The 26,579-nt window shown below is 50.9% G+C and carries 17 protein-coding genes; 10 read left to right on the top strand and 7 right to left on the bottom strand.

What is annotated here, in order from left to right:
• Positions 1 to 49: 49 nt before the first annotated feature.
• The 5 genes from AC1DF0_RS16725 (at position 50) to ilvB (ending at position 8,623) form a co-directional block, all read left to right on the top strand.
• The gene (locus tag AC1DF0_RS16725) at positions 50 to 1,702 is read left to right on the top strand and encodes a hypothetical protein (protein WP_477574685.1); all 1,653 of its coding nucleotides are present in this window, start codon (positions 50 to 52) and stop codon (positions 1,700 to 1,702) included.
• Positions 1,699 to 3,516, top strand: coding sequence for a hypothetical protein (locus AC1DF0_RS16720; RefSeq protein ID WP_477574684.1), 1,818 nt, complete (start codon positions 1,699 to 1,701; stop codon positions 3,514 to 3,516). Before AC1DF0_RS16725 ends, AC1DF0_RS16720 begins: the two co-directional genes overlap by 4 nt.
• Before the next feature lie 279 nt (positions 3,517 to 3,795).
• Complete coding sequence (locus AC1DF0_RS16715; protein ID WP_477574683.1) at positions 3,796 to 4,725, top strand: NADP-dependent oxidoreductase; 930 nt, start codon at positions 3,796 to 3,798, stop codon at positions 4,723 to 4,725.
• A 131-nt stretch (positions 4,726 to 4,856) separates the two neighbouring features.
• The gene (locus AC1DF0_RS16710; protein WP_477574682.1) at positions 4,857 to 5,702 is read left to right on the top strand and encodes a hypothetical protein; all 846 of its coding nucleotides are present in this window, start codon (positions 4,857 to 4,859) and stop codon (positions 5,700 to 5,702) included.
• A 1,211-nt stretch (positions 5,703 to 6,913) separates the two neighbouring features.
• A complete protein-coding gene (ilvB, locus tag AC1DF0_RS16705) occupies positions 6,914 to 8,623 on the top strand; it encodes a biosynthetic-type acetolactate synthase large subunit (protein ID WP_477574681.1) in 1,710 nt (569 codons plus the stop codon).
• Here ilvB and AC1DF0_RS16700 read toward each other — a convergent pair.
• Complete coding sequence (locus AC1DF0_RS16700) at positions 8,593 to 9,030, bottom strand: MerR family transcriptional regulator (protein WP_477574680.1); 438 nt, start codon at positions 9,028 to 9,030, stop codon at positions 8,593 to 8,595. The genes ilvB and AC1DF0_RS16700 overlap by 31 nt on opposite strands.
• A 115-nt stretch (positions 9,031 to 9,145) precedes the next feature.
• Between AC1DF0_RS16700 and AC1DF0_RS16695 the strand changes: the two genes are divergently transcribed.
• A complete protein-coding gene (locus AC1DF0_RS16695; RefSeq protein WP_477574679.1) occupies positions 9,146 to 9,910 on the top strand; it encodes an SDR family NAD(P)-dependent oxidoreductase in 765 nt (254 codons plus the stop codon).
• A 70-nt stretch (positions 9,911 to 9,980) separates the two neighbouring features.
• Here the strand turns inward: AC1DF0_RS16695 and AC1DF0_RS16690 are convergent, their stop codons facing one another.
• The 4 genes from AC1DF0_RS16690 to AC1DF0_RS16675 all read right to left on the bottom strand — a co-directional run bounded on the left by AC1DF0_RS16690 (position 9,981) and on the right by AC1DF0_RS16675 (position 13,928).
• A complete protein-coding gene (locus AC1DF0_RS16690) occupies positions 9,981 to 10,952 on the bottom strand; it encodes a glycoside hydrolase family 43 protein (RefSeq protein ID WP_442051235.1) in 972 nt (323 codons plus the stop codon).
• A 109-nt stretch (positions 10,953 to 11,061) separates the two neighbouring features.
• Entirely contained in the window at positions 11,062 to 11,973 is a 912-nt protein-coding gene (locus tag AC1DF0_RS16685) for an NAD(P)/FAD-dependent oxidoreductase (protein ID WP_477574678.1), read from the bottom strand.
• A 126-nt stretch (positions 11,974 to 12,099) separates the two neighbouring features.
• On the bottom strand, positions 12,100 to 12,633 hold the full coding sequence (locus AC1DF0_RS16680) for a PadR family transcriptional regulator (RefSeq protein WP_477574677.1): 534 nt from the start codon (positions 12,631 to 12,633) through the stop codon (positions 12,100 to 12,102).
• A gap of 110 nt (positions 12,634 to 12,743) precedes the next feature.
• A complete protein-coding gene (locus AC1DF0_RS16675; protein ID WP_477574676.1) occupies positions 12,744 to 13,928 on the bottom strand; it encodes a YhgE/Pip domain-containing protein in 1,185 nt (394 codons plus the stop codon).
• Positions 13,929 to 14,197: 269 nt separating this feature from the next.
• On the opposite strand from AC1DF0_RS16675, the gene AC1DF0_RS16670 reads away from it, so the two are divergent.
• The 3 genes from AC1DF0_RS16670 to AC1DF0_RS16660 all read left to right on the top strand — a co-directional run bounded on the left by AC1DF0_RS16670 (position 14,198) and on the right by AC1DF0_RS16660 (position 22,575).
• Positions 14,198 to 19,585 carry a discoidin domain-containing protein gene (locus tag AC1DF0_RS16670; RefSeq protein WP_477574769.1) on the top strand — a complete coding sequence of 1,796 codons (5,388 nt, stop codon included), beginning with the start codon at positions 14,198 to 14,200 and terminating at the stop codon, positions 19,583 to 19,585.
• Between the two features lie 172 nt (positions 19,586 to 19,757).
• Positions 19,758 to 21,587 (top strand): UbiD family decarboxylase, encoded by a 1,830-nt coding sequence (locus tag AC1DF0_RS16665; RefSeq protein ID WP_477574675.1) that lies wholly within the window; start codon positions 19,758 to 19,760, stop codon positions 21,585 to 21,587.
• Positions 21,588 to 21,690: 103 nt separating this feature from the next.
• Positions 21,691 to 22,575 carry a DMT family transporter gene (locus AC1DF0_RS16660; protein ID WP_442051240.1) on the top strand — a complete coding sequence of 295 codons (885 nt, stop codon included), beginning with the start codon at positions 21,691 to 21,693 and terminating at the stop codon, positions 22,573 to 22,575.
• A 71-nt stretch (positions 22,576 to 22,646) separates the two neighbouring features.
• On the opposite strand, the gene AC1DF0_RS16655 is transcribed toward AC1DF0_RS16660, so the two are convergent.
• Both AC1DF0_RS16655 and AC1DF0_RS16650 read right to left on the bottom strand, forming a co-directional pair.
• Positions 22,647 to 22,829 (bottom strand): DUF2524 domain-containing protein, encoded by a 183-nt coding sequence (locus AC1DF0_RS16655; protein WP_442051241.1) that lies wholly within the window; start codon positions 22,827 to 22,829, stop codon positions 22,647 to 22,649.
• A 126-nt stretch (positions 22,830 to 22,955) separates the two neighbouring features.
• On the bottom strand, positions 22,956 to 23,930 hold the full coding sequence (locus AC1DF0_RS16650; RefSeq protein ID WP_477574674.1) for a LacI family DNA-binding transcriptional regulator: 975 nt from the start codon (positions 23,928 to 23,930) through the stop codon (positions 22,956 to 22,958).
• Positions 23,931 to 24,148: 218 nt separating this feature from the next.
• On the opposite strand from AC1DF0_RS16650, the gene bglX reads away from it, so the two are divergent.
• Positions 24,149 to 26,359: a beta-glucosidase BglX gene (gene bglX / locus AC1DF0_RS16645; RefSeq protein WP_477574673.1), complete on the top strand. Its 2,211-nt coding sequence runs from the start codon at positions 24,149 to 24,151 to the stop codon at positions 26,357 to 26,359.
• Positions 26,360 to 26,579: the final 220 nt, after the last annotated feature.

Below are 26,579 nucleotides of genomic sequence, written 5' to 3'. Positions count from 1 at the left end.
TTGCTGTGTGATGAACGCCGTACATTTTATAATAAAGGGAGCATGAACGATGGCTAACGTACAGAGCAGGCAAAGAGAGATCGTCTGCCAATTGGCGAGCCGCGCATGGAATGAGCCTCTACTGGGCAGCGGGCTTTGGCGGCATGATGATATTCGCAACAACGTGTATGATGCGTCTTACTTGGCGGTTGCCTCGTCCGATTCAGTATGCAGCGACAAGCTGGGAATCGACCGTCGGGAGGCGATGGCCAAAGCGGCCAGCGTTCTCGAGCGTGTATTAGAGCTTCAGGACAAAAACAGAGCAAGCGATACATTCGGTCATTGGCCTCTTGGTCTCGGCGATAGGCCTGACGAGGCACGGCCTAATCTGCTTCCGGCCGAGCTGATGGGTGTCTTGATCGTTTACTTCCAGCAGCAATACGGGGCGCATCTTCCCGAGTCTCTCAATCAATCGCTGAATGAGGCGATTGAAGCGTTGTACCAAAGTACTTACTATCGCGTACCGCTGAAGGCATTTAATCATCATGAAGCGAAGTATACGGCGACGAAGCTTATTTTCGGATCTCGCTTCAAGGATGAAGAGCTGTTGGAAAAAGGCAGGCTGGATCTGCAGCAAATTTTGGACCGCGTGAGGACGCTAGGTTTACCGGAATACGGCGCACTACCTTGGTTCTGGCATTGGATTCAGGCGTTCACCTGCGCTTATGAAATCGTAGCCGTTCACGACATTCGCGAGGATCTGGCTTCGCTGTTGAATGAGCTATGGAATTACCGGGCGACCTACTATTTGAAGGGGGCTTGGACAGGCGGACGGATGCGCAGCTTAGGGCATGATTTGCCGAGAGACGGCAACGTCGCATTCGATTATGTTCAGTTCGGCGACTTTTCGTTGCCGCAAGCGCTGACGCGAGTCGAATATGCGGGACTAATGTTCTACCCTGCGCCAGAGAGTGCCATACGCACAGCGATGAACAGAGATCTGCCGCAAATCATCGAGCGAGTCATTGCGCCCGCTGGTGAAGAGGTGAAGCGACCGCTGCATAGCTACTTGTACGTGGATAAAGGTTTCGCCATGGGCGGAATCAGAGAACGCGTCAAGGAGTATGACAATGAGCAGCATCGTTGGGGCATTGATTTTCCATTGCGTCAAGACGGAGGCGTGAACCGGCTGTACATCATGCAGCCGGGCGAAGGTTGCAACGATGGCGATCTCCGCCATGCCGGGGAGTCGGGACAACTATTGTTCCATCGCAATGCAATCATCGCTTTATTTCCTTTCGCGGAAGGCGAGGACGGAAGGCTGGTTGGCGTTCTTCCGAAGGGAGAGTGGATGCGTAGACACCATTCGCTCTTTGGACGCATTGATGATGTGTACATCGCTTTGTATTTGCTCCATGACTTCACGCTTGTCGAAGAGGTTGATCGAATCATGCTAACAAGCAGGGGACTTGCTGCTGGCGGCGTAGTCGTAGAAGCGGTAAGCGCTGATACAGCAGCACGCAAACAGCTTAACAGCTTGAAGGACTTTATGTCGGAAATGGTAAACCATAATCCGTTATGGTCAGTTAGTCTACATGAATCGCTGCGAGTGGAATATGCGAACTTGGATGGAGAAATGTTGGCTTTAGCTCTTCACGAGGAGCCGCAACGCACCAGGCGCAGCATGAATGATACAGGAGAGAGCGAAGGTGATGTAAATTGACAAGCTCGGTTGGAACGCGAGAAACCTTGATCGGCTGGTTCGAGGAGCGGCGCTTAACGGGAGCAGCCTTGTACACGAAGGATGGAAAAGCTGTTGATTGGAAGAGGATAGCGAATGATTCTCTCTATGCCGACATGATCAAGGAAATAAAGGATGAGGGAGAACGACTGCTGACAGAACCGATACCGGAACTGACTCAAGAGTTGTATGCGCTGTTCGAAACGACGGGAAATCGACTGTCCTATGAAGGTCTGTACTTCAATCGGAGACGGAGACTAACGACATTTGCGCTGCTGTCTCTTCTGTATTCGGATAATGCTGCGTATAAAAGTGCGCTTGAAAGAATAGTGGAAGCGATTTTGACTGAACCGACCTGGTGTCTGCCCGCGCATATGAAGGGTCACATCATCGGGAGAAATATCGATCTGTTCGCCGCGGAGACCGGCTTTGCATTTTGTGAGATTTTATCGATGGCAGGCKACTTATTGCCGCAGACTCTGCGGGATGAAATGTTGGGGCAAGTGGATCAGCGATTGTTTACCCCTTACTTAGGTTACGGGCCGTATCATTGGGAGACGGCGGATCATAACTGGGCGGCTGTATGCGCAGGATCGATTGCCTCAGCCGCATTGCTTGTAGAACGCGATAATGAGCGACTCGCTCAAATAATTGTGAAAGCGCTAGACACGATGGAGCATTATTTGTCCGGCTTCGGCTCGGACGGGGCTTGCCTGGAAGGTCCGGGTTACTGGAATTACGGCTTCGGCTATTATATTTATTTCGCTGATCTGCTTAATAACGCAACAGGTGGCAGGGCTAGCTTGCTTGATAAGGCGAAGGTCAGAGAGATTGCGATGTTCCAGCAACGCTGCTATTTAACCGGTAATACGCCAGCCAATTTTTCTGATGCGATGCCGACTGTAAGCGTTCACATCGGGTTATCCGATTATTTGGCCGTTTCCTTTGATGAAACGGAGCATCCGCCGCTCTCCATCCGTGCTGCTTTTACCGAGGATCATTGCATGCGTTATGCGCCTGCCTTGCGAAATTTGATCTGGTATCGTCCAGAGGCGGTCAGACAAGCCGATTGGAGTCCGGCGAGCTGGTACTTGCAAGACGCCGAGTGGCTTATATCGCGCAGCCGATCAAGCGAAGGCAGCTTCGGCTTCGCGGCTAAAGGCGGCAACAATAACGAGCCGCATAACCATAACGACGTCGGCCATTTTATTTTGCTGGCGGATGACGATACGGCATTTGCCGCCGATCTAGGCGCTGGGGAATACACGGCACAATATTTTGGTTCTGATAGATACAGCTATGACTGTACTGGCGCGCAAGGGCATTCGCTTCCAGTCGTGGGTGGGCAACTGCAGCAGACGGGAGCCGGCAGTAAGGCCTCCGTGCTTGAGGCGCATACGAGCGCGGAGGAAGATCGGTTGGAGCTTGAACTAGCTAGCTGTTATTCGGATATTGCCGAATTGTCCTCGTTCAAGCGTCGGTTCATCTGGCGCAAGCTTACGCGGCCGGTACTCGAGTTGACGGATTCATTTCGATTCACAGACAAAGCGCAGCCCATCGTGGAGACCGTCATTACACGCTGCAAGCCGTCGTTGCTCGAAGACGGACGCATACGTCTTCAAGGGGCACGACATGACGTTGCCTTCGAGTTCGAAGCTGGACGTTATGACGTAACGATCGATGAAGTAAGCTTTTCCAATCATTTTGGCCAAGTAGAAAGCTATTACCGCATTCAACTGACCGTGAAGGACGTAGGTTCGAGCGAGCCTGTCTATAAATTGCAATTCAAATTTTGATAGATGGATGGGTGAGATAAATTCAAGAGTGACGGATGATTGAGATGACATCGACTGCAGTAGAGTGAACTTGCAGAGTGCGAGCAACGACTGGACGATGTGCTGAACGGTTAGCGAATATGATTAAAAGAAATCTTCCGGTCTACGGCGGCAACAATCAGTTGCGCTGGAGATCGGATTTTTTTGCGGATAAGTATGGAAGTTAGAGTACGGCAAGTACCCTTTGGTAACACATCACCTTCCATAAAGTTTGAACCGATTTGACCGAATGACTTTTAAATGTCGATGCAAATCATGAAGGCAATAACCTATAGTGCGTTCGGTGGACCTGAGGTGTTGAAGCTGGAGCAGCTATCACGTCCGGCGGCCATTACGGGGGAAGTGGTGGTTCGTATCCTCGCAGCAGGCGTATTGCCTGTCGATTGGAAAATTCGCAAAGGATTGTTCCCGATGCCAGTGAAGTTCCCGGCGATTCCCGGAACAGCCTTCTCGGGTATTATTGAGGAGGTCGGACCAGGCGTTGCCGGGTTCAAACGAGGACAGGCGGTGTTCGGCCGAAGTACAGCAGGCACGTATGCGGAATTTACGGCTGTATCAGCAGAGTCCATTGCAATGAAACCGAAGTCTATTAGCTTCGAGGAGGCTGCCTCCATATCGGGCGGAGCAACAACGGCTTGGCGAGCGATCATGGGCGGTCAAGTGAAGAAGGGTGACCGTGTACTCATCCATGGAGCTGCTGGAGGTGTAGGCCTCTTCGCCGTTCAGTTCGCTAAGCTAAGAGGAGCATATGTGATCGGTACTGCAGGATCTGACAACATCGCGTTTATTCAATCACTTGGCGTTGATCAGCCGATCGATTATAGAGCCGTCATGTTCGAGCAAGAGGCGAAGGACATCGATTTTGTCCTGGATACGATTGGCGGAGAGACACTTGAGCGTTCATGGTCGATTGTAAAAAAAGGCGGCCGGCTCATGACCATTACAGGGCAGCCGCCTCTGGAGCGTGGAAAGGCGCTGGGCATTGAAGTGATTCCTTCCTCGTTGGCATCCAGCCGTGATCTCGAGGAGATCGCCGAGCTGCTCGGAAGTCAACAGGTGAAAGCGTTCGTGCAAAGCGTGCACCCTCTCGCTGAAGCGCGCGAAGCCCATATCCGAAGCGAAGCAGGGCATGGCCGCGGCAGAATTGTGCTACATGTTGCGGAAGAGTAAGAATAATCAATGACCGCCGTTATCGTCCTGCTCGATCGAGCAACTGTTGGCGTTTCCTGCAACAATTATCCATTTTCCAGCGTTTTACTATAGGAAGCGTCAGTAACGACTCAGTGAGAGGATGTAAGGCAATGTTGAAGCAAGCGAAGGTGCGTATTCGAATGACAGGTTTGCTAATCATTGCTGGCCTGCTGCTGCTTGCATCATGCTCTGCAACGAAGAATGAGCAACCTGTAAAAGATTCGGGCTCAGCGGATTCGGGATACGTAGCCTCGGAAGCGCCGCCAACCGCAGCGACGGTCAGCAACGAGCCGGATTTTAAGCCAGAGCAATTAGCATTCATTCAAGGTAAAGACATCTATTTGTATAGTCAAGAGTCAGAAGGCGTAACGCTGCAAGTTGGTGACAAGGAGCAGTCGTTTGATTGGATTTATGCGACGCCAAGAGATATTCCCCCGCATATGAAGGCATTGGATTACGATGGAGATGGGGAAGACGAACTTGCAGTGGACTTGTATATGGGTTCCGGAACAGGCGTTTCTGTTGAGCAGCTGCACGTGATAGAACTAAATGATACAGGGCTAGAAAACGGACATTTCTTCAAAGACTATGTCTATATTCCAGACGTATACTTAGGGCAGCTTCATGATGCGGTTGCTTTCAGTTTGTCGAATGACGATGATGCGTTAAGCGGCCAAATCACGATAGGAGATCATTTGTATACCGTTAACTTAGAGCCCTATAAAGCGCCGGATTTAGGACCGATTAATGAGGGATTGGTGTTCGGAAGCATTGTCCGTTTCACCTTAGAGGACAAGGTCATCAAGGCGGAATTCGGAGCTGGCATTACTGCCGGATCAGCGGTTTCTCCCCAATATATTGGCGTAATTCAAGGAGAAGTTCTGTACTCGGATGGACAATTTCAACTCACGAATATACAATTTGCAGAAACAGAAAGTATCCAAATTGAGCATTGAAATTCACCGATCGTTATGATATGATGATGAAAATTTTTGATAACGGCGTTGATGAGAAGGAATACAATGCGCTTCATGTCCAGAGAGCAAGGGGATTGCTGCAACCTTTGCCTTAAGCCTTGTATATCGTCGTCTCTGAGCTATTCGAAGGAAAGCAGAGTGCATCTTCTTCAGATGCATATGGATTGCGAGTAGAATCGAACGGATTGGCACTCGTTACTGTGCTGCAGGCAAACTATTTTGCCTCATGAGACCGAAATGACAACATTTTGGTGAATCAGGGTGGTACCGCGAAAAGTTAACCCCTTTCGTCCCTTTGGCTTTAGCAGCATATGCTGCCGCCATTGGATGGAAGGGGTTTTGTTATTGCTATCTAAACGATATAAAAAGCGATGAAGAGAAGAAGTACAAAGGCTTTATGCCCAGAGAGCAAGGGGAACGCTGCAACCTTTGCCTTAAGGTCCTGTACAAAGTCGTCTCGGAGCTGTTGAAGGAAACCGCGCCTGTCGTTACTCCACCGCGAGGGCTAGCGAGTAGTAGAATCAACCGGATTGGCACACGATATCGTGCTGCAGACAAGTCGTATGTCTTGTCTCATGAGGCTGGAATGGCAACATTTCGGCAAATCAGGGTGGTACCGCGAAATGATAACCTCTTTCGTCCCTTGGCTTCGCAGCTGTATGCTGTCGCCAACGGATGAGAGAGGTTTTTTAACGTATAGGAAAGCATTTTCTCATACTTTCTCTATACGTTTCGACGAAACGCTGGAGTCTATAGAATGGACGCCATCAGGCGTTTCTTCTTATTTGAGTAAGTTTAACCGATAGAAATAAGCGATGAAGAGAAGCGTTTACGAATGCGTTATGTACAGAGAGCAAAGGAAACGGTGCAACCTTTGCCATAAGGCGCGTGAATGGTCGTCTCGGAGCTGTTGAAGGAAAGCCAAGACGGGCAGAAGCAATACGTTGTTCGTCCATATGGCGAGTAGACTTAACCGGATTGGCACACGTTAACGTGCTGCAGACAGATCGAATGATCTTGTCTCATGAGGCCGAAATCGTAATCGCTACAATAACATTTCGGTGAATCAGGGTGGTACCACGAGAAGCTAACCCCTTTCGTCCCTTTGGCTGGCAGCGCATGCATGCTGTCGCCATGGGAGGAAAGGGGTTTTTGATTTGTATAAATACTAAACCAATGGAGGGATTGGAATGAACAAAGGAACAACGGATTATATTAGCGGGTCGGAAGCGCTTTTGCGTTGCCTACAGGCAGAGGGTGTGGATTGCGTATTCGGCTATCCGGGAGGCAGTGCGCTCTATATTTACGATGCAATGGTAGGCAATCCGGACTTTAAGCATATTTTGACTCGGCATGAACAAGGGGCGGTTCACGCAGCCGACGGTTATGCGCGCTCGACGGGCAAGGTTGGCGTATGTCTCGCGACTTCCGGTCCAGGTGCAACGAACCTCGTTACAGGCATTGCCACGGCACATATGGATTCCGTGCCGCTTGTTATTATTACGGCAAATGTGTTCCAGTCGTTGAAGGGCTCGGATGCGTTCCAAGAAGCGGATATTATATCAATCACGATGCCGATTACGAAGCATAGCTATTATGTCAGCGATGCCGAGGAGCTTCCGCGTATCGTTCATGAAGCGTTCTTTCTTGCGAATAGCGGCAGGAAAGGCCCAGTCCTCATCGATATACCGAAGGACGTATCGAATCAGAAGCTGCATTACAAGCCGCACAAGCACAAGGGGCTCGATATCCGGGGGTATAAAGCTTCTCCGTTACTAGATCTTACGCAAGTAGATGAACTGCTTGAAGCGATTGCCGTGGCGGAACGCCCGGTTATTATAGCGGGGGGCGGTGTCATCTATGCAGGCGCAGCAGATGAGCTGCTAGCTTTCGCTGAGTTGACAAGTATGCCTGTAGCGACGACGCTGCTTGGTCTAGGCGCATTCCCAAGCGCGCATGAGCTATGGCTTGGCATGCCTGGCCATCATGGCACGTATACAGCCAATATGGCGATTCAACAGGCTGATCTCGTTCTGTCCATCGGCTCGAGGTTCGACGATCGGGTCACGATGAAGGTAGACGGCTTCGCACCGCAAGCGAAAGTAATTGCCCATATCGATATCGATCCGGCGGAGATCGGCAAAATCGTCAAGACGGATATTGCTTGTGTCGGAGATATTAAAGAAGTGCTGACTCACGCGAATAGGAGCGCTCGCAGTGCCAGGTCGGCGCAATGGATCGAAGAGCTTAAGCTCAGCAGTCTGAAGCATCCGTTGCGCTATGCCGATTCAGAAAAAGTACTGAAGCCGCAATTCGTCATGGAGCTGATAAGCGAAACGACAGGCGGCGAAGCAATCATTACGACTGATGTCGGCCAACATCAAATGTGGGCAGCGCAGTTCTATAAGTTCAAATACCCGCGCTCGCTCGTAACTTCGGGAGGTTTCGGCACGATGGGCTTCGGATTCCCGTCGGCTATCGGAGCTCAGATCGGCAATCCGCACCGGCTTGTCGTTTCCATTAATGGCGATGGTGGCATGCAAATGTGCGCACAGGAGCTGGCGATATGTGCGATTCATCAAATTCCGGTTAAGATCGTCGTAATCAACAACCAGGTGCTCGGCATGGTTAAGCAGCAGCAAGAGCTCATGTACGACAAACGGTTCAGTCAGATCGACCTTGCCGGCAGTCCGGACTTCGTTATGCTTGCCGACGCTTATGGGGTTAAAGGTCTCAGAGCCAGCACGAAAGCGGAAGCTGTGCGCATATGGGAAGAGGCACTGGCAACCCCTGGTCCAGTATTGCTGGAGTTTGTTATCCCGTCGGACGAGAATGTGTATCCAATGGTGCTAGGGGGGACAACGCTCGATCAGATGCTGCTTGGAAGCTTCGACTCGTAATCGCTGCCCTCAGCTTCCGCGATGCCGAAATGTTGATCGAGTTTCTCGGCAATTCCCGGCTGCTCGTAGAATGCGATTTTATTATCAATAAGCTTCAGATGGTTAGCCAAATCGTCAATCTGCTTCAGCACGGCTTGCCGATGCAAAGTCAGCATTTCCTTTCGTGGATGAATCGATCTGCCGCCTTCTTTGGCCCATTCCATATATTGCTTGATTTCCTTGATCGGCATCCCTGTATCTTTTAAGCAGCAGATGAGCGCAACCCAGTCCAGATCGTTATCGGAGAATGATCGGTTGCCCGATGAATTGCGGGAGATAAAGGGGAGAAGGCCCTCCTTGTCATAATATCGGAGCGTATGAGCGGACAGTCCAAACTTCGCGGCAACCTCATTAATCGTGTATGGCATATTTATTTTCATCCTCTCGCTTGACTTCGAGTTAACTCTAAGTGATAGCCTTACTTTAGACCGAATTGCTTCTATAAGCAAGCGGTTAATAAAACAGGTTAGAGGAGAATGCAGAATGGGCAATACGACCAAAATCGCACTAGTAACCGGCGGCAGCCGCGGCTTAGGCAGGAACTCGGCCATTGCGCTGTCCAAGAAAGGCATCGATGTCATTGTGACTTACAATAAAGAGCAGGAGCTCGCAGATTCCGTCGTTCATGAAATTGAAAGCAATGGAGCAAAGGGTTATGCGATGAAGCTTGATGCAGGAGATGTGTCATCTTTCGAAGCATTCAGGTCGCAGCTACAAGCTGTGCTTAAGGAACAATGGAATCGGAATCATATCGATTTTCTAGTCAACAACGCGGGTTTCGGTATAAATGCTCCGATTGCCGATACGACCGTCGAGCAGTTCGACAGCCTGATGAACGTTCACTTTAAAGGGGTATTTTTCCTTACGCAGACGCTGCTGCCGGTTATGAACGATCATGGCGGTATCGTTAATATTTCTACGGGACTGACGCGCTTCTCCATGAAGGGCAGTGCAGCTTATGCGGCAATGAAAGGCGCAATCGAAGTGCTTACGAAGTATATGGCGCAGGAGCTGGGCGAGCGCGGCATCCGCGTTAACGTCGTTGCGCCAGGTGCGATTGCTACCGATTTTGGCGGTGGACGCATTAAGTCGAACCAAAATCTAAGGGACCACATCGGATCGATTACGGCACTCGGACGAGCGGGCGAAGCCGACGATATTGGCGGCGTTGTCGCGGCACTATGCACGCCGGAGCTCGCTTGGGTTAACGCTCAACGTATCGAAGCATCCGGAGGTATGCTGTTGTAAGTTTGCTGCAATAACTAAGAAGAACGCAAGGCCGAGGCTTCTAAAGCCCTCTGCCTTGCGTTCTTTTGGATTAGGATTCGTAAGGAATCGTCTGAATAGTGCCGTCCTCATTGTAATGCAGCTCTGTAAATTTAACGCTCCGCTTGTTGTCTGCACCGCCCGACAGCGAGCTGTCATGATAGAATAAGTACCACTTCTCGTTGAACTGCACGATCGAGTGATGCGTCGTCCAGCCTAAGACCGGTGTAAGAATCGTACCTTGGTATACATAAGGTCCTTGGGGATCCTTGCTGATCGCGTAGACGATCTTATGCGTCGTTCCCGTGGAGTAGGACAAGTAATAGTATCCGTTATACTTATGTACCCATGGGCCTTCGAAGTATCTGCGGTCTTCGTCGCCTGCCGGTATCGGATTGCCATCCTCGTCTACGATCGAGATTTGCTTCGGCTCGCTCTTGAACGTTAGCAAATCATCGCTAAGCTCAGCTACGATTGGACCGAGCGCCGGTTCAGACGCTGCCGGGCCTTCCGCATCTTCTACAAAGGAACCAGTTTGCCATTTCTCAAGCTGACCGCCCCATAATCCGCCGAAATAAATATATGCCTTATCGTCTTCGTCGATGAAGACGGCTGGGTCGATGCTGAAGCTGCCTGGAATGTAGTCCGGCTGCGCCGTGAAAGGTCCCGCAGGCGATGTGCTTGTTGCTACGCCTAGTCGGAAAATATCGTCATGATCTCTAGCCGGGAAAAATAAATAGTACGTATTGTTGCGATAAGCTGCGTCAGGTGCCCACATTTGCTTTTTGGCCCAAGGAACATCCTTAACGTGAAGCGCTTCGCCATGGTCAACACACTCGGAATTAACGTCATCCATCGATAGAACATGGTAATCTTCCATATCGTATTGGTCGCCGTTATCGTTGGACGTCATCTCGTGATCGAGATCGTGGGAAGGATAAATATAAAGCTTGCCATCGAATACATGGGCAGAAGGGTCAGCGGTATAGATATGGGTTACTAAAGGCTTGTTCGGTGTAGTCATCGTATCCTCCTAGTGAGTTCCTATGTTCGCGAAACCGTTTTCCTCCTTATTCTATCAAATAACGCTGCCCATTAAACCCTAACAATGTTTTGTTTTTAGCCCAAAATATTTAGATTTTATCCCAAGCTTCCGTGATTAGCTCGCCGTTAAGGACAGCTGCAGCTAGCGACCCCATAGATGCGGCGGCAATCGCTTGATACATCTCTGTTGCGGCGTCTCCGGCGCTGTAGACACCGGCAACGTTCGTCTTGCCGAAGTTGTCGATGACGACGGTTCCGGAATCGGTCATGTTGCAACCAAGCCTTGCAGGCAGATCGGAGCCGGCAGCGAGCTTTGGAGCGAAGAAAATGCCCGTGCAGCTAATAACGCTCCCGTCTTCCAGCCGTATTTGGTTTACGATGCCGTCGTTTGACTCAATTTGCTGAATCGGCGAAGAATAAACGGCAACATTATGCCGGTTCAGCTCCTCGCGCTGCTCCTCGGACAGCTCGTCGGGCCCATTCGAGCATATAACCGTTTGATTCGTCCAACCGGTGAGCATCTTCGCGAGATGATGCGCTCCTTGCCCCTTCGCAATAATGGCGAGCGGCTGATCGCTCAGTTCCCAGCCGTCGCAATAAGGACAGACGAAAGCGCTCTTGCCATATACTTCTCGCAATCCATTGATCTCTACCGGCAGATCTCGTTTGCCAACGGCGAAGAGCAGCTTCTTGACATAGTATACCGTCCCTTGAGACGTCGTAATCATGAATCTGCCATCCGAACCGGATACGGCTGTCGCCGCTTCGTCGACGAAACGAACGCTAGGATAGGCGCTTATCTCCTCGCGCGCTACCTTCCTGAAGTCGGCGGGCTTAATGCCGTCGCGAGTGAGGTAACCATGAGTTGCATGTGTAACCCGATTGCGAGCCCGTCCCTCATCGATCAAGACAACGGTTTTTCTTGCTCTGCCTAGCACAAGCGCTGCGCTCAAACCGGCTGGACCGCCGCCGATAATACCAACATCCATCAATTGTTCCATTATAATCTCCCTCTCGGATCTTGAATTATAGACTCTATATATCCATTATAGATGTTATTTGTCCATAATTCAATATACATTATCCAATTAAAAGAAGAGGCTGCCCATGCGGGCAGCCTCCGTTCTTTATTCGCCCCTAACATAGGCAAGCAGCTTCTGCAGCCATGTTAGGTTGTTTTGGAGCATTTGATAGGCATGCTCAGAGATAAGCTTGACCGGCACAAGCTTATTCTCCGGAATGTCGTGAAGAAGCTCGGGATCGCTATTTTCGATGAGTTCTATTCGTTTGGCCATACGATTGATCGATTCCTCAATGAGATAAGCCAGCTTGTGCTTATCGACTTTATCGAGAAATAGGAGCGAGGAGTAAAGCGTTGTTATGTTCGTGACGTTCTGGAAGACGGCATAGATGTCATCCTCCAGCGCCTTACGTCCTTTATCCGTTATGCCGTAAGTCGTTTTCTCGGGACGATTATCCGATTGAACGACTTTAATTTTTTTGATTAAGCCTTTTTTGGCAAGTACCTCAAAATGATAATACAGCGTTCCATCATTAATGGATATGGCGCTGTCCAATGATTTGAGCACCTGCTTCTTCAGATCGTAGGGATGGCGCTCACCCTCGCTTAACGTTCCCAATATAAAAATTTGAAGTGTCATTATGGCCTCCTTAGCAACGGCAGACAAAAGGGCTGGCAGGACTATGAAATCGTCTGCCGGCCCTTGAATTCTATAATAGCACATTAGAAAGCGTAACAATTACGTAAACTTTACATCATGATTGGCTGTGGAGCAGGCGGTTGCTGGGTGCCGGTTAGCTCTGAAGCTTCTTGAACGGCCTCCGATTTGCGGCCTTTGATAGCATGAATAACGGTGTTGATAACAAGCGCGCCGACCGCGACAAGAGCAAGCCCGAGCACATAATAGCCTGTTCGGCCTCCGCCGAATAAGTTGTTGTAGACCAATTGAACGTTGTAGAACATTGGCGTAACGTGGCTAACGGCTTTGAAGAAACCCKGCATCATATCTTGCGGCATCACAGCGCCGTTACTGACCGTTTGGCTAAGCAGGATCGGCAGGTTCACCAGCATACCGGCCTGGCCGAGCAAGATGCAGAAGATGCTTGTGAATTCGATAGCTGCGAACATTTCCAGCGACTGAGTAAGCCACATATGAACAAACGTTTCGAAGCCGTAGCCTTGAACGGCAAAATAAATCGATATTCCAATGAGCGGAAGGATAAGCGACAGCAGTACGTTAACGCCCTGCAACGACATGAACGCTTTCCACTTGCCGAGCTTAGTCTTCAGCTCATTCAAAGCGCCAATGCTCATCATGGAGTAGATCATGGCAGCGGCATAGATAGACATCGTTAGAAACATCGGCGCCATCTGATTGTGCATCCCGGCAGGCGGTTGGTTCGTCATAACGATACTAGCCGCAAACTTGTTCTGAATCGCTTCTGTCATTTGTTTTGACTGCTCCTCAGGGACGTTMAGCGATTGCAGCGCACCTTGCGTCGACTGAGCGAGCAGTTGCGAGMTCATTTGATTAGAAATTTGATCGGCTACGCTCTGGACGGTGCTGACGACAGACGCTGGATTGGATTGATTAATGAAAAACGCAAGCTTTGCTTGCTCGCCTTGCTCTGACAGCATCTGTGAGAAATCGGCCGGGATATGAATAAGCAGATGGGAGCTGCGGTCATCAAGTTGTTTCTTAGCATGATCCAATGAGTCATCCAATATGACTTTAAGCGGCAACTGTTCTTGCATTTGCCTTACGAACTCGTCACCGTATTGCGCATCCTCATTCACGATGGAAACGGTAAGCTGGTCTACATTTTTGGGAATAGCGCTGTAACCCGACATGAAAATAACGATCATTACGACTTGATAAAAAACCATCATGAATATGCCTGATGCAATCCCTTTGTGCTTCAAAAAACTTTTCATGGCTCCACTCTCCGCTCTTTATCTACACTCTATATAATGTACTCTAATTAGAGTACTCTGTCTGTAGTTTGTTGTCAAGTTCAATGGCATTGGACCAAGCATGCAGTGCTTGTACGCGAGGCAAGTGCAAAAGTCCAAAAAATGATGCCTCTTATCTAAAAAATGCTACCTATAACGACCGCGCGCCAATTGCTACTATTTAATCGAAGGATAGTTAGACGTCGTAACGAAGCAAAAAAACGATTCGGGAGGTAACATTCGTGAGGAAGATGGCAACCGTATTTATTGTTCTCGTCTTAGTACTGAACGGGTTCGCGACAATGGTTCATGCTGATTCGTCATCTGCGCCAGAAAACTTGAATGGCATAATGACGGTCAATTCTGCTCAGTTGAGCTGGTCAGCCGCTGAAAATGCAATCGCTTACAATATTTACCGGGCACCAAGCAGTTCAGGGCCATACGAGAAGGTGAATGATGCTTCTATTGCAACTGCAAGCTATACGGACAAAGGGTTGGCGACGAATACAACCTATTATTACAAGGTGTCTACGTTAAGGGAGAGCGGAGAATCAAGTCTATCCGCAGAATTTGCGGGCACGACGGTTGTGGCCCTCGGCCCCAATGTGAAAGTCTATGATCCTACGATGGATATAGCGACGATCCAGTCGGAAGTTGATGACATCTTCGCCGAACAGGAGCGGGCGGAGTTCGGTCAAAGCCGTTATTCGCTTCTATTCAAGCCAGGCGTCTATAACAATCTGAACGTGAGAGTCGGCTTTTACACGCAAGTAGCAGGCCTTGGCCAAGACCCGGACGATGTTCTCATTAACGGCGGCGTTACGGCCGATGCCAAGTGGGATAACGGCAATGCGACACGCAATTTTTGGCGTTCGGTGGAAAATTTATCGTTTAAGCCGCTTGACCTGACCAAAAATCCGCCAACACTGACCGATGCGAAGTGGGCGGTGTCGCAGGCCGCACCGATGCGGCGCGTGCATGTGCTCGGGAAGATTAATTTATTCGACTTTACATCAAGCTGGGATGCGGGCTGGGCGAGCGGCGGCTATATCGCGGATTCGATTATCGACGGCACCATACTTCCGGCATCGCAGCAACAATTTTTCTCCCGAAATAATGAGTATACGAGCTGGTTGAACGGCGTATGGAATATGATGTTCGTCGGCGATACGAATCCGCCCGAAGGAACATTCCCGGCACAGCCCTATACAGTCATCGATGAAACGCCGGCGATTAAGGAAAAGCCTTATCTCTATATCGACGATAGCGGCGAATATAACGTTTTTGTACCTTCATTGCAAACCGATAAAGTAGGCGTTAGCTGGAAGGACGGCTCGACTCCCGGCGACTCGCTGCCGATTAGCGATTTTTACATTGCTGATCCCGAGAGCTCGACGGCGGACGATATTAATGCAGCCCTTGATAATGGACTTCATCTATTGTTTACGCCAGGCTTCTATTACTTGGACGATACGATAAGAGTAGAGAATCCGGACACCGTCGTAATGGGTCTTGGATACGCTTCGCTTGTGCCAACAACAGGATTGCCGGCTATGACGGTCGCCGACGTGGATGGAGTAAGCGTGTCTTCGCTCTTCTTTATTGCCGGAGAGGAAATGTCTCCATCGCTCCTAACCGTTGGAACGGAGAATTCGGGCGTGGACCATTCCGATAATCCGATCCTTATTGCGGACCTATTCTTCGGTATTGGCGGATTTCTTCCAGGCAGCGCAGACGTCGGTCTTATCGTGAACAGCGACGACGTCATTGGCGATCACTTCTGGATATGGCGCGCGGACCATGGCGCCGGAGCAAGCTGGGATACGAATATAAGCAATAACGGTATCATCGTGAACGGCGAGGATGTGACGATCTACGGGCTGTTCAACGAGCATCATGAGCAATACCAGACGATCTGGAACGGCAATGGCGGCAGGCTGTACTTCTATCAGTCCGAGATTCCATACGACCCGCCTTCCCAGGAAGCTTGGATGAGCCATGACGGAACCGTTAACGGCTACGCTTCCTATAAGGTTGGCGACGACGTAACGACTCACGAGGCGTGGGGGCTTGGCATCTATTCCTTTTTCCGGGACGCTGACGTTGACTTGGAAAATGCGATGGAGGTTCCGCGAGTAGAGGGGGTTAAGATCCATCATGTGACTGCGATATGGCTGAACGGCGTGGCAGGCAGCGAAATTACGCATATTATTAACGGCACAGGCGGCAAAGTATATGCCAACTCGCCGGCAAGCGCGATGCGCCAGACGGTTACGCATTATACGACAGGCGACAGCGAAGCGCCTACCGAACCGACAGACTTAACGGCGCTCGCGGTGTCCAGCAAGCAGATCGATCTGACCTGGACAGCTGCAACCGACAATATCGGCGTTGAAAGCTATGATATCTATCGCGATGGCGTGAAGGTGGGCACTGAGAACGGCACGTCGTACAGCGATTCCGGACTTAAAGCGAAGAAGGAGTACAGCTATACGGTCGTAGCGCGAGACTCCGCAGGAAATCAATCGGAGGCCAGCAATGAAGCAAGCGCCGTGACGCAAAGAGAATTAACGACTTACAATCAAAGCGGATGGACAGCAACGGCCTCGTCCGGTACTGGCAGCGTCGGCAATCTAATAGACGGCAATACAAGCTCGCGCTGGAGCTCAGGAACGCCGATGGTGCCGGGACAATACTTTACTATCGATATGAAGTCGGCCAAGCAAATTTCACGCTTGTCGATTACGTTGCCGGCAGGCAATAACGACTATGCGCGCGGTTACGAGATCTACATCTCGCAAGACGGCATCGATTGGGGCACGGCGGTCGCCAGCGGAACGGGCAGCGCATCCATAATCGTTGACTTCGAAGAAGCATTAACGGCGCAATTCGTTAAAGTCGTGCAGACGGGCTCAGCCGGTAGCTGGTGGGCCGTCGATGAATTCGGCGTTTACACGGATACGGAGAAATCGCTTGATCGGAAGACATGGACGGCAACAGCTTCGCCGGCAGGCGATTCGACCGCCAATCTGCTGGACGATAAGCCTTCAACCCGCTGGAGCTCAGGCACGACGATGGTTCCCGGCCAATCGATCGTCATCGATATGAAAGCGGAGCAATGGTTTAACAAAATCGTAGTGGACTCAAGAGGAAGCAACAACGATTATTCGCGTTCGTATGAAATCTATATTTCTGATGATGGCGCAGAATGGGGAACGGCGCTCGTTGCGGGAACGGCGAACGGTCCGCTCATTGTATCCGATTTTGCCGATCAAACGGCTCGCTATTTGAAGCTTGTTCAGACGGCAACGAATAGCAGTTGGTGGTCCGTCCATGAGATTACGGTTTACCGTGACGGTACGGTGCCGGTGCCGGTGAGCGGGATTGAAGTAGCGGGCGCTGGCGGAGCGGAAGCGATTACGGCGAAAGGCGGAACCCTCCAAATGACTGCGCAGGCGCTACCGGTCTATGCAGATGATACGGACGTCTTTTGGTCGGTCACGGGAGCAGATGATGAGGAGACAGAGCTCGCGACGATTAGCGTAAGCGGTCTGGTAACCGCACTCGATAACGGTGCAGTAAAGGTAGTTGCAACGGCGGTTGACGGTTCGGGGGTAACAGGGAGTGCGATCATCGAAATTAGCGGTCAACATCCCGTCACTGCAATAATCGTAACGGCTGAAGACGATGCAACATCGATTACAACCGCAGGCGGAGAGCTGCAGCTGTTCGCAGCCGTTTCGCCGGACAATGCTGACGATCCAGGCGTAATCTGGTCCGTGACGGATTCGAGCGGAGAACTGACGACAGCAGCGGAAATTAACGATAACGGCGTATTGACCGCCCTCGATAACGGTACAGTCAAAGCCGTAGCTACGGCCATCGACGGATCGGGGATAACTGGCAGTCTTACGATTGCGATTAGCGGACAACATCCGGTTACAGATATTGAGGTAACAGGAGCAGGCGGTGCGTCAACGATTACGACAAAAGGCGGTACTTTGCAGTTGAATGCCGAGGTTCGGCCGTCAGATGCGGACAATAAAGAGTACGTTTGGTTGGTAACCGGAACGGATAGCTTGCCTACGGCACTGGCAACGATAAGCAGTTCGGGTCTGTTGACCGCGGTCGATAACGGTTCTGTGAACGTTGTGGCGTCTGCAACAGACGGCTCTGGCGTAACGGGTTTTCTAACCGTCGATATTAGCGGACAACATCCCCTAACAAGTATTGCAGTCACAACAGCAGGCGGTGCAACCACGATTACGGCTAAGGGCGGAACGCTGCAATTGAATGCCGAAGTACTGCCAGCCGATGCGGATAATGATGCGGTAGTATGGTCAGTTTCGTCGCCTGACGACAGCCCGACAGATAAAGCAACGATAAGTGTAGACGGATTATTAACGGCCGTGAAGAACGGAGAAATCAAAGCAGTGGCGACAGCATCGGACGGTTCGGGCGTCAAAGGCACTATAATGATTGTCATTAGCGGTCAGAAGTCACAGAATACAAGCAATCCTCCAGTGGATCAGCCAACCCTCCCTGAGCAGTCGAGAGAGGATACCAAGCTTGTGCTGCAAGGCGAGGAAGCGGTAGCGGAGCTGTCTCCGGGGGAGACGGAGGCGCAACTGTCGGTAGACAGTATCAAAGCAGCTGGCAACCATCCCGTTGTCATTCAATCGGATGAAATGTCCATCACGATTCCGAATGCTGTTCTTGCGCAATTGATCGGTTTGCTTCCTGGGGCGATAGATGCTAAGGTCACCGTTCGCGTTCATGGCGCTGCACAGGCAGATACACCTGCCGGTCCGAACCTGACGTTCGGCGGCCAAGTGTTCGAACTCGATCTTTTCCTTACGGATAAGGAAGGTAAGAAAGTGAAGTTATCGTCTTTCCCTGAACCAGTCGTCATTACGCTTCCTATCACTTCTAATAATGTCGATAAAGAGCTGCTCGGCGTTTATTACTACAACGAAGCGACGAAGGCGTGGGAATATGTAGGCGGGACGGTTGATCCGTCAGGGACAGCAGTCGTCGTCGGCTTGCAGCACTTTAGCAAATATGCGGTTATGGCCTATAACAAGTCATTTATTGATGTGCCAATATCCCATTGGGCATATAAGACGATCAAAGTGCTCGCTTCGAAACATATTGCGAATGGCGTGACAGTTGTATCTTTTAATCCTGCCGGACAGACGTCACGCGCGCAATTCGTTACGATGCTTGCTAATGCGCTCGGGCTGACAAGCGATAACGGGGTTACGCCGTTCACGGATGTGGATGCTCAGGATTGGTACGCAGGAAGTATTGCGGCTGCATACAAGGCCGGGTTAGTAACAGGTGTATCGGAGACGAGTTTCGCACCGAATGCGACAATCACAAGAGAGCAGATGGCGATATTGATGGTGCGGGCTTATGAACTAGCGAGCGGCAAGAAGGCATCGGAACAAGCAAGCTTGGCAAGCTTGAAAGACGGGGAGAAAGTTTCCGTCTGGGCTGCGGATGGTGTTGCGAAAGCTATCGAGCTGGGCTTAATGAAGGGCCAATCAGCAGCGTTGTTCGCTCCTCAGGATCAAGCGAGCCGCGCAGAAACGGCGCAAGCGATCTATAATTTATTGAGCAAGTTGCAGTGGATATAAGAATAACGGACGAGAGCAGAGAGGCTGAACCTGAGCAACGGCAGGTTCAGCCTCTCTGTCGTTTTAATTGTGAACATTGTATGCCAGTCCGGATAAACCTTCATTTTGCGCCGATAGGTTGGTATACTTGGGACAAGTAGCAGGACAAGACGCGATGAATGGAGCTATTCCTATGTATAGTAGTTTGGAGCAATGTTTAATTGATCTTGAGAAAAACGGCCATCTCGTTCGAATTAAGGAAGAGGTTGACCCGTATTTAGAGATGGCGGCTATTCATATGAAAGTTTTTGAGGCGGGAGGACCTGCCTTATTGTTCGAAAATGTGAAAGGAACGAAGTTCCGGTCCGTATCGAATCTGTTCGGTACGACGGAGCGGAGCATGTTCATCTTCCGCCAAACATGGGATGCAGTTCAGAAGGTAATGGCTGTTCGCAGCGATCCGATGAGCGCGCTGAAGCGGCCCTTCAGCAATATCGGAACAGGCTTAGCGGCTTGGAATGCGCTCCCCGCGAAGAAGACGCGCAGTCCGCTTGCGCTTCACGAAGTGAACATCTCCGACTTGCCGCTCATCCAGAGCTGGCCGATGGATGGCGGAGCTTTCGTAACGCTGCCGCAAGTGTACTCGGAGGATCCGGATAAGCCGGGCATTATGAATTCCAATCTCGGGATGTACCGCATTCAACTAAGCGGCAACGAATACGAGATGAACAAGGAAGTCGGTCTTCATTATCAGATACATCGGGGCATTGGAATCCATCAGGAGAAGGCCACGAGGAAGGGGCAGCCGCTCAAGGTAAGCATCTTCATCGGCGGCCCTCCCGCGCATACGCTGTCGGCGGTTATGCCGCTGCCCGAGGGCTTAAGCGAAATGACGTTCGCAGGTCTGCTTGCAGGTCGACGCTTCAATTATAGCTATGTCGACGGATATTGCATTAGCAATGATGCCGACTTTGTCATTACGGGAGAGATTCATCCCGGCGAGACGAAGCCGGAAGGCCCGTTCGGCGATCACCTGGGCTATTACAGCTTGACCCATGAGTTCCCGCTCATGAAGGTGCATAAGGTATACGCCAAGCCCGGCGCCATCTGGCCATTCACGGTCGTAGGTCGTCCGCCGCAAGAAGATACGGCATTCGGCAATCTCATTCATGATCTAACGGGAGATGCGATTAAGCAGGAGATTCCTGGCGTGAAGCAGGTTCACGCGGTCGATGCCGCGGGCGTTCATCCTTTGTTGTTCGCTATCGGCAGCGAGCGCTACACGCCATACCAGCAGGTGAAGCAGCCTGCCGAGCTGCTCACGATTGCCAATCGGATTCTTGGTACAGGGCAGCTAAGTCTTGCCAAATATTTGTTCATTACGGCGGAAGAGAAGCAGCCGCTTGATACGCACCGCGAAGCGGATTTCCTGGCTTATATATTGGAACGTCTTGACTTGAGACGCGATATTCATTTCTATACGAATACGACGATCGATACGCTCGACTATTCGGGGACGGGTATAAATAGCGGCAGTAAAGTCGTGTTCGCTGCCTATGGGGATAAGAAGCGCGAGCTCTGCAGCGAGACGCCGGAGCCGCTTAAGCTGCTGAGCGGCTATGACAATCCGCGTATGATTATGCCGGGGATCGCCGTCTTGCAAGGCGCGGCGTTCACCGATTATGACAGCGCAAAGCTGGAGATGGCCAGCCTAAGCGAAGCTATTGCGGAGAGAGGGCCGCTTGAATCATGCCCCATCATTATTGTCGCCGACGACAGCTCGTTCATGAGCGAGACCTTAGGCAATTTCCTGTGGGCTACGTTCACGCGCAGCAATCCGTCGCACGACATGTACGGAGTGAACAGCTTCTATGAGCATAAGCATTGGAGCTGCGATAACGTCATTATTGATGCCAGAGTAAAGCCGCATCAAGCGCCTCCGCTTATTCCCGATCCGAATGTCGAGAAGAGCATCGAGCGGATATTCGTCAAGGGAGCAAGCCTAGGACATTTGAACATTTAATCTGCGCAACGGCCCTGATGGAATTTTTTTCGGGGCTTTCGATTGGATAAGTATTGTCATTTGTTAAACGCTATGGAAAGTCAGACATCAGGGAGAATGACACATGCCGGCATTATCTAAGCTGCAGACGAGCTTATTGCTCGCTTTTTTAATTATCGTATGGGGGATCAATTGGCCTGTGTCCAAATACGCTTTGGATTACATGCCGCCTGTATTGTTCTCAGGCATTAGAACGTTGATCGGCGGTTTACTGCTGCTCGCAGTCGCCATTCCGAGATGGAGTCGGCTTCGGCTCAAGGAAACATGGGTGATCTATGTCGTATCGTCGATCGTCAATGTTATTTTGTACTATGGCTTGCAGACAATCGGATTAAATTACTTGCCTTCGGGGTTGTTCTCGGCAATCGTATTCCTCCAGCCTGTGCTCGTCGGCATCTTTTCGTGGCTGTGGCTCGGCGAATCAATGAATGTCATGAAGATCGGCGGACTATTACTCGGCTTCGCGGGCGTAGGCGTCATATGCAGCGGAGCGGGCGGACTTTCAGGCCATATATCCGTAGAAGGAATACTGCTAGCGCTTGGTTCCGCGTTTAGCTGGGCATTAGGAACGATATATGTGAAGAAGACGAGCGCTCGCGTTGATCCTATCTGGCTCGTGACGAACCAACTGCTGATCGGCGGCTTATTCATGACGGCTGTCGGTTCGGGGGTAGAGAGCTGGTCTGAAGTCGAATGGAGCTTAGGCTTTATAATCGCTTTATTGTTCATATCGATCTTCGTCATTGCGATTGGCTGGATCATCTTCTATAAACTGATGGATTCGGGCGAAGCGAGCAAGGTGGCCTCGTTTACGTTTCTAATCCCGCTCATCGCTATCCTAATCGGGACGCTGTTTCTGGACGAGCCTTTCACGATGTCTTTGCTTGCCGGCCTTGTGCTCATTCTTCTAAGCATTTACTTCGTCAACCGCAGAACCAATGGAAATTAGAAAAAACAAATCCCCTGCTTCACCGCATATGCGGATAGAGGCAGGGGATTCGTTCTGTATGCAACGTCAGACTAATGGTTGATATCGCATTTGTTCAATATAAACGAGATTTGATTTTCAAGTCGATTGATCGTTTCTTGAGATTCCTTATCTTCTGCTTGCTGTCCACGAAGCGCTTCCAGCTCCTGCTTGAGCTGATGAAGATCGTCTCCGGCATTGGCGCAATCATAATTGCTCTCGAGGTTACCTAGCATGTCTAATCCTCCAATCAGTAGGTAGGTGTACCTGACTATTATGGTGGATTTCAAGCAACTTATTCACTTCCCCTAGATTTTCCCCTGTCTTGCCCTCATTGGATTCCCCTTTTTTGTTTTAGTCGATTATTTGAATTTGGGCCGGACGGATTGCCCTTTTATGAGCGTGACATAGATGCGTTCGTTGTCGACGGAGTCGCCGGCTAACATCTTGAGCAACTGCTCGGAGGCTAGAGCTCCCCATTTGCGCATGGAATAATCGATGGTAGCCAATCTAGGCTGGATGAATTGGGCCAGCTCGATGTTGTCGAAGCCGATCAGATGAATATGCTCGCCAATGATAAGCTTGCTATGGTCGCGAACGTATCCATACACGCCGATGGCCATCTCATCGTTCAGGCACAAGACGGCTGCTGGACCGTTATATTGCTCGACGATTCGCTGAGCTGCCGCTGCGCCGCTTGCCTTACTGAAATCCCCCTCAAGCTCGGTCAACTGCGCGCCGGGCGAGCGCTCGGCAACCTGATGAATGGCGCGCAGCCTCTGGTTGGCATCGTAAGAGCCTTTCGGCCCCGTTACCGCATAGATTCGGTCATGACCTTGTTCAAGCAAAAACTCCATAGCGAGAGTGGCCCCTGCTTTATTGTCGAGCAGCACCTGGTTAATAAGAGGATGATGCAATTCGCGGTCAAGCACGACCGCCCTATGCCCTTGCCCCGCGTATTGAAGAAGCTCTTCATTGGAAAAAGTTTCATCGAGAATAATAGCGCCATCGATCATTCCTTCCGGAATGAGGCGGCGGGATTGCGATCCGCTGCATACGAGCAAGTCATAACCCTTGGCGCTCAAATAGTCTTTGACGCCTTGAAGCAAATCGCCATAGAAGCTGCCGCTGAAATCGGTTAAGAAGATGCCGATCAGATTCGATTTTTTCTTCTTCAGCAGTCGAGCGGCGGCGTGAGGAACGTAATTCAGCTCCTCGGCGATCTGCAATATCCGTGCAGCGGTCTCCTTCGTAACCTTGTCGCTTCCGTTAAGCGCGTAGGAAACGGTGGAGATGGACACGCCGGCTTGCTTTGCAATATCTTTGATGCTTGCCAATGGTTTCGTGCCTCCGATATCGTTGGTGAAACGTTTTTATTTATTCTATATTTGACTATATCGCATTAACAATTGTTTATCAATAGGAGGATTTATGTGTATATAAGGTGCAATTAAAGGTTTGACAGCCCGAATAATGCGGAATTATAATCGATTACAGGATCAATCGAAACGTTTCGATTGAAATACAATTTTATTTTGGAGAGGTTGCGACTGCCATGTCAAATCACAATTCAGTTCAAACGCAGCAAGCCCAATCCCGTAAAGACATTGATCTGAACGGACTCATCAAACAAATGACGCTGGACGAAAAAATCGCCCAGTTAATACAACTGGCCGTACCTTTCTATGAAGGCGCCGTCGGCGCTGGACAAATTACGGGACCGATGGAGTCGCTTGGCATTACGGAAGAGACTGTTCACAACTCGGGCTCCGTACTTGGAATGGCAGGCGCCCAGGACGTTATCAACGTGCAGCGCACGCATTTAAGCAACAATCGGCACGGCATTCCGCTGCTTATGATGGCGGACATCGTGCATGGTTTTAAAACGATCTTCCCAGTGCCGCTTGCAATCGGCTGCTCATGGGACATGGAACTGGCTGAGCAAAGCGCTGCCATTGCTGCGAAGGAGGCTGCCGTATCCGGCGTTCATGTGACGTATGCGCCGATGGTCGATCTTGTTCGCGATCCGAGATGGGGGCGCGTCGTGGAATCGACTGGCGAGGATCCATACTTGAATTCGCTGTATGCCCGCGCTTTCGTACGAGGTTTCCAAGGCTCGGATCTGGCTGGAGACATGGATAAGGTCGCAGCATGCGTGAAGCATTTCGCTGCATACGGCGCGGCTGAGGGCGGTCGTGATTACAATACGGTCGATCTGTCCGACCGCCAAATGCGCGAGTTTTATTTGCCGGCTTACAAAGCTGCTTTGGACGAAGGCTGCGAGATGGTCATGACTTCCTTCAACACCGTGGACGGCGTGCCGGCAACCGGCAATTCCAAGCTGATGCGGAAGCTGCTTCGCGAGGAATGGGGCTTCGACGGCATCCTTATTTCCGACTGGGGAGCGGTGAAGGAGCTAATCGCCCACGGCATTGCCGCAGACGAATCCGAAGCAGCGCTGAAAGCGATCAAAGCAGGCGTAGATATTGAGATGATGACCTCCTGCTATGTGAGTCATCTATCCGAACTAGTAGAGAGCAAGGACGTCAATGAAGAGCTTATTGACGAGGCTGTACTGCGAATATTGAAGCTGAAGCAGAAGCTCGGCTTGTTCGACAATCCGTATCGTGCAGCAGATCCGAAGCGGGAGACAGAAGTCGTGTTTTGCGATGAGCATCGCGATACGGCAAGAGAGCTGGCTGTTAAATCATGCGTTTTGTTGAAAAACGATGGGGCACTTCCGCTGTCAGCCGATCGTAAGATCGCGCTTATCGGCCCTTTTGCCAGACACAGCGACGTGCTTGGCCCGTGGTCGTGGACAGGCTCGAAGGATGCCGCGGTAACGATGGAAGCAGGCATGAGAAACAGGCTCGGCGATGCAGCTGAACTGCTTGTCGCGGAAGGTTGCGGCATCGAAACAGCGACGGAGGAGCAGTGGCAGGAGGCGCTTACAACGGCAACGGCCGCCGATATCGTCGTATTGGCGCTCGGCGAGCACTCGGATATGAGCGGCGAAGCCGGCTGCAGAGCGGACATTCGCTTGCCAGGCATTCAGCTTGAATTGATTCGCAAGCTCAAGGCGTTAGGCAAGCAAGTCGTAGCTGTCCTGTTCAACGGACGCCCGCTCGATCTGCATGGCGTATACGAGGAAGCGGACGCGATTCTAGAAGCGTGGTATCCAGGCTCCGAAGCGGGCAGCGCGGTAGCGGCATTGCTGTTCGGCGATGCGAATCCTTCCGGACGGTTGACGATGTCCTTCCCGTATAGCGTCGGTCAAGTTCCGGTTTACTACAACGCGTATAATACGGGCCGTCCGCAAGGCGCGCCGGATGCTCAGGTTCGCTACGTGTCTCAGTATCTCGACATTCCGAATGAGCCTCTGCTGCCGTTCGGGTTTGGGCTTAGCTACAGTGAATTCGCATATAGTGAAGCAAGCTTGTCGTCGGAGACGATGAAGGAGTCCGATCAACTTAAAGTAACGGTAAAGGTAACGAATGCAGGAAACGTTGCTGGCGTGGAAACGGTACAGCTCTACGTGCGTGATCTGTCGGGCGAGGTTGTCCGTCCAGTGAAGGAACTGAAGGATTTCCGCAAGGTGGTGCTTCAGCCAGGGGAGTCCAGTGTAGTGGAATTCGTACTCACGGAGCAGCAGTTGCGGTACTACCATTCCGATCTTGCGCATGAAAGCGATGCAGGCGCATTCATTGCATTCGTAGGACCGAACAGCAAAACCAATGCGGCGCTGCCATTCAAGCTAATCAAATAATTAACGCCCCGCACAATCAAACGCAAGGGGCTGCCGACGGTACCGAACGCCTGCAGCCTCTTTGCTTTTGGAGAACAACCGCGTATATGCTCTTACAGTGCTTCTCTCTACGGATGTGGGACGGCGAGGGTGGCTGTAAGCTCGTATGTGCTCTTACAGCGCAGGAGTAACTGGTTACTCGGTTGTGTAAGAGCATATATGCTCTTACAGATGGAGACTG

Source organism: Paenibacillus sp. 05T425 (genome assembly GCF_056396205.1).
The sequence above is the reverse complement of the archived record's forward strand: the minus strand, read 5'-3'. Positions and strand labels throughout refer to the sequence as shown.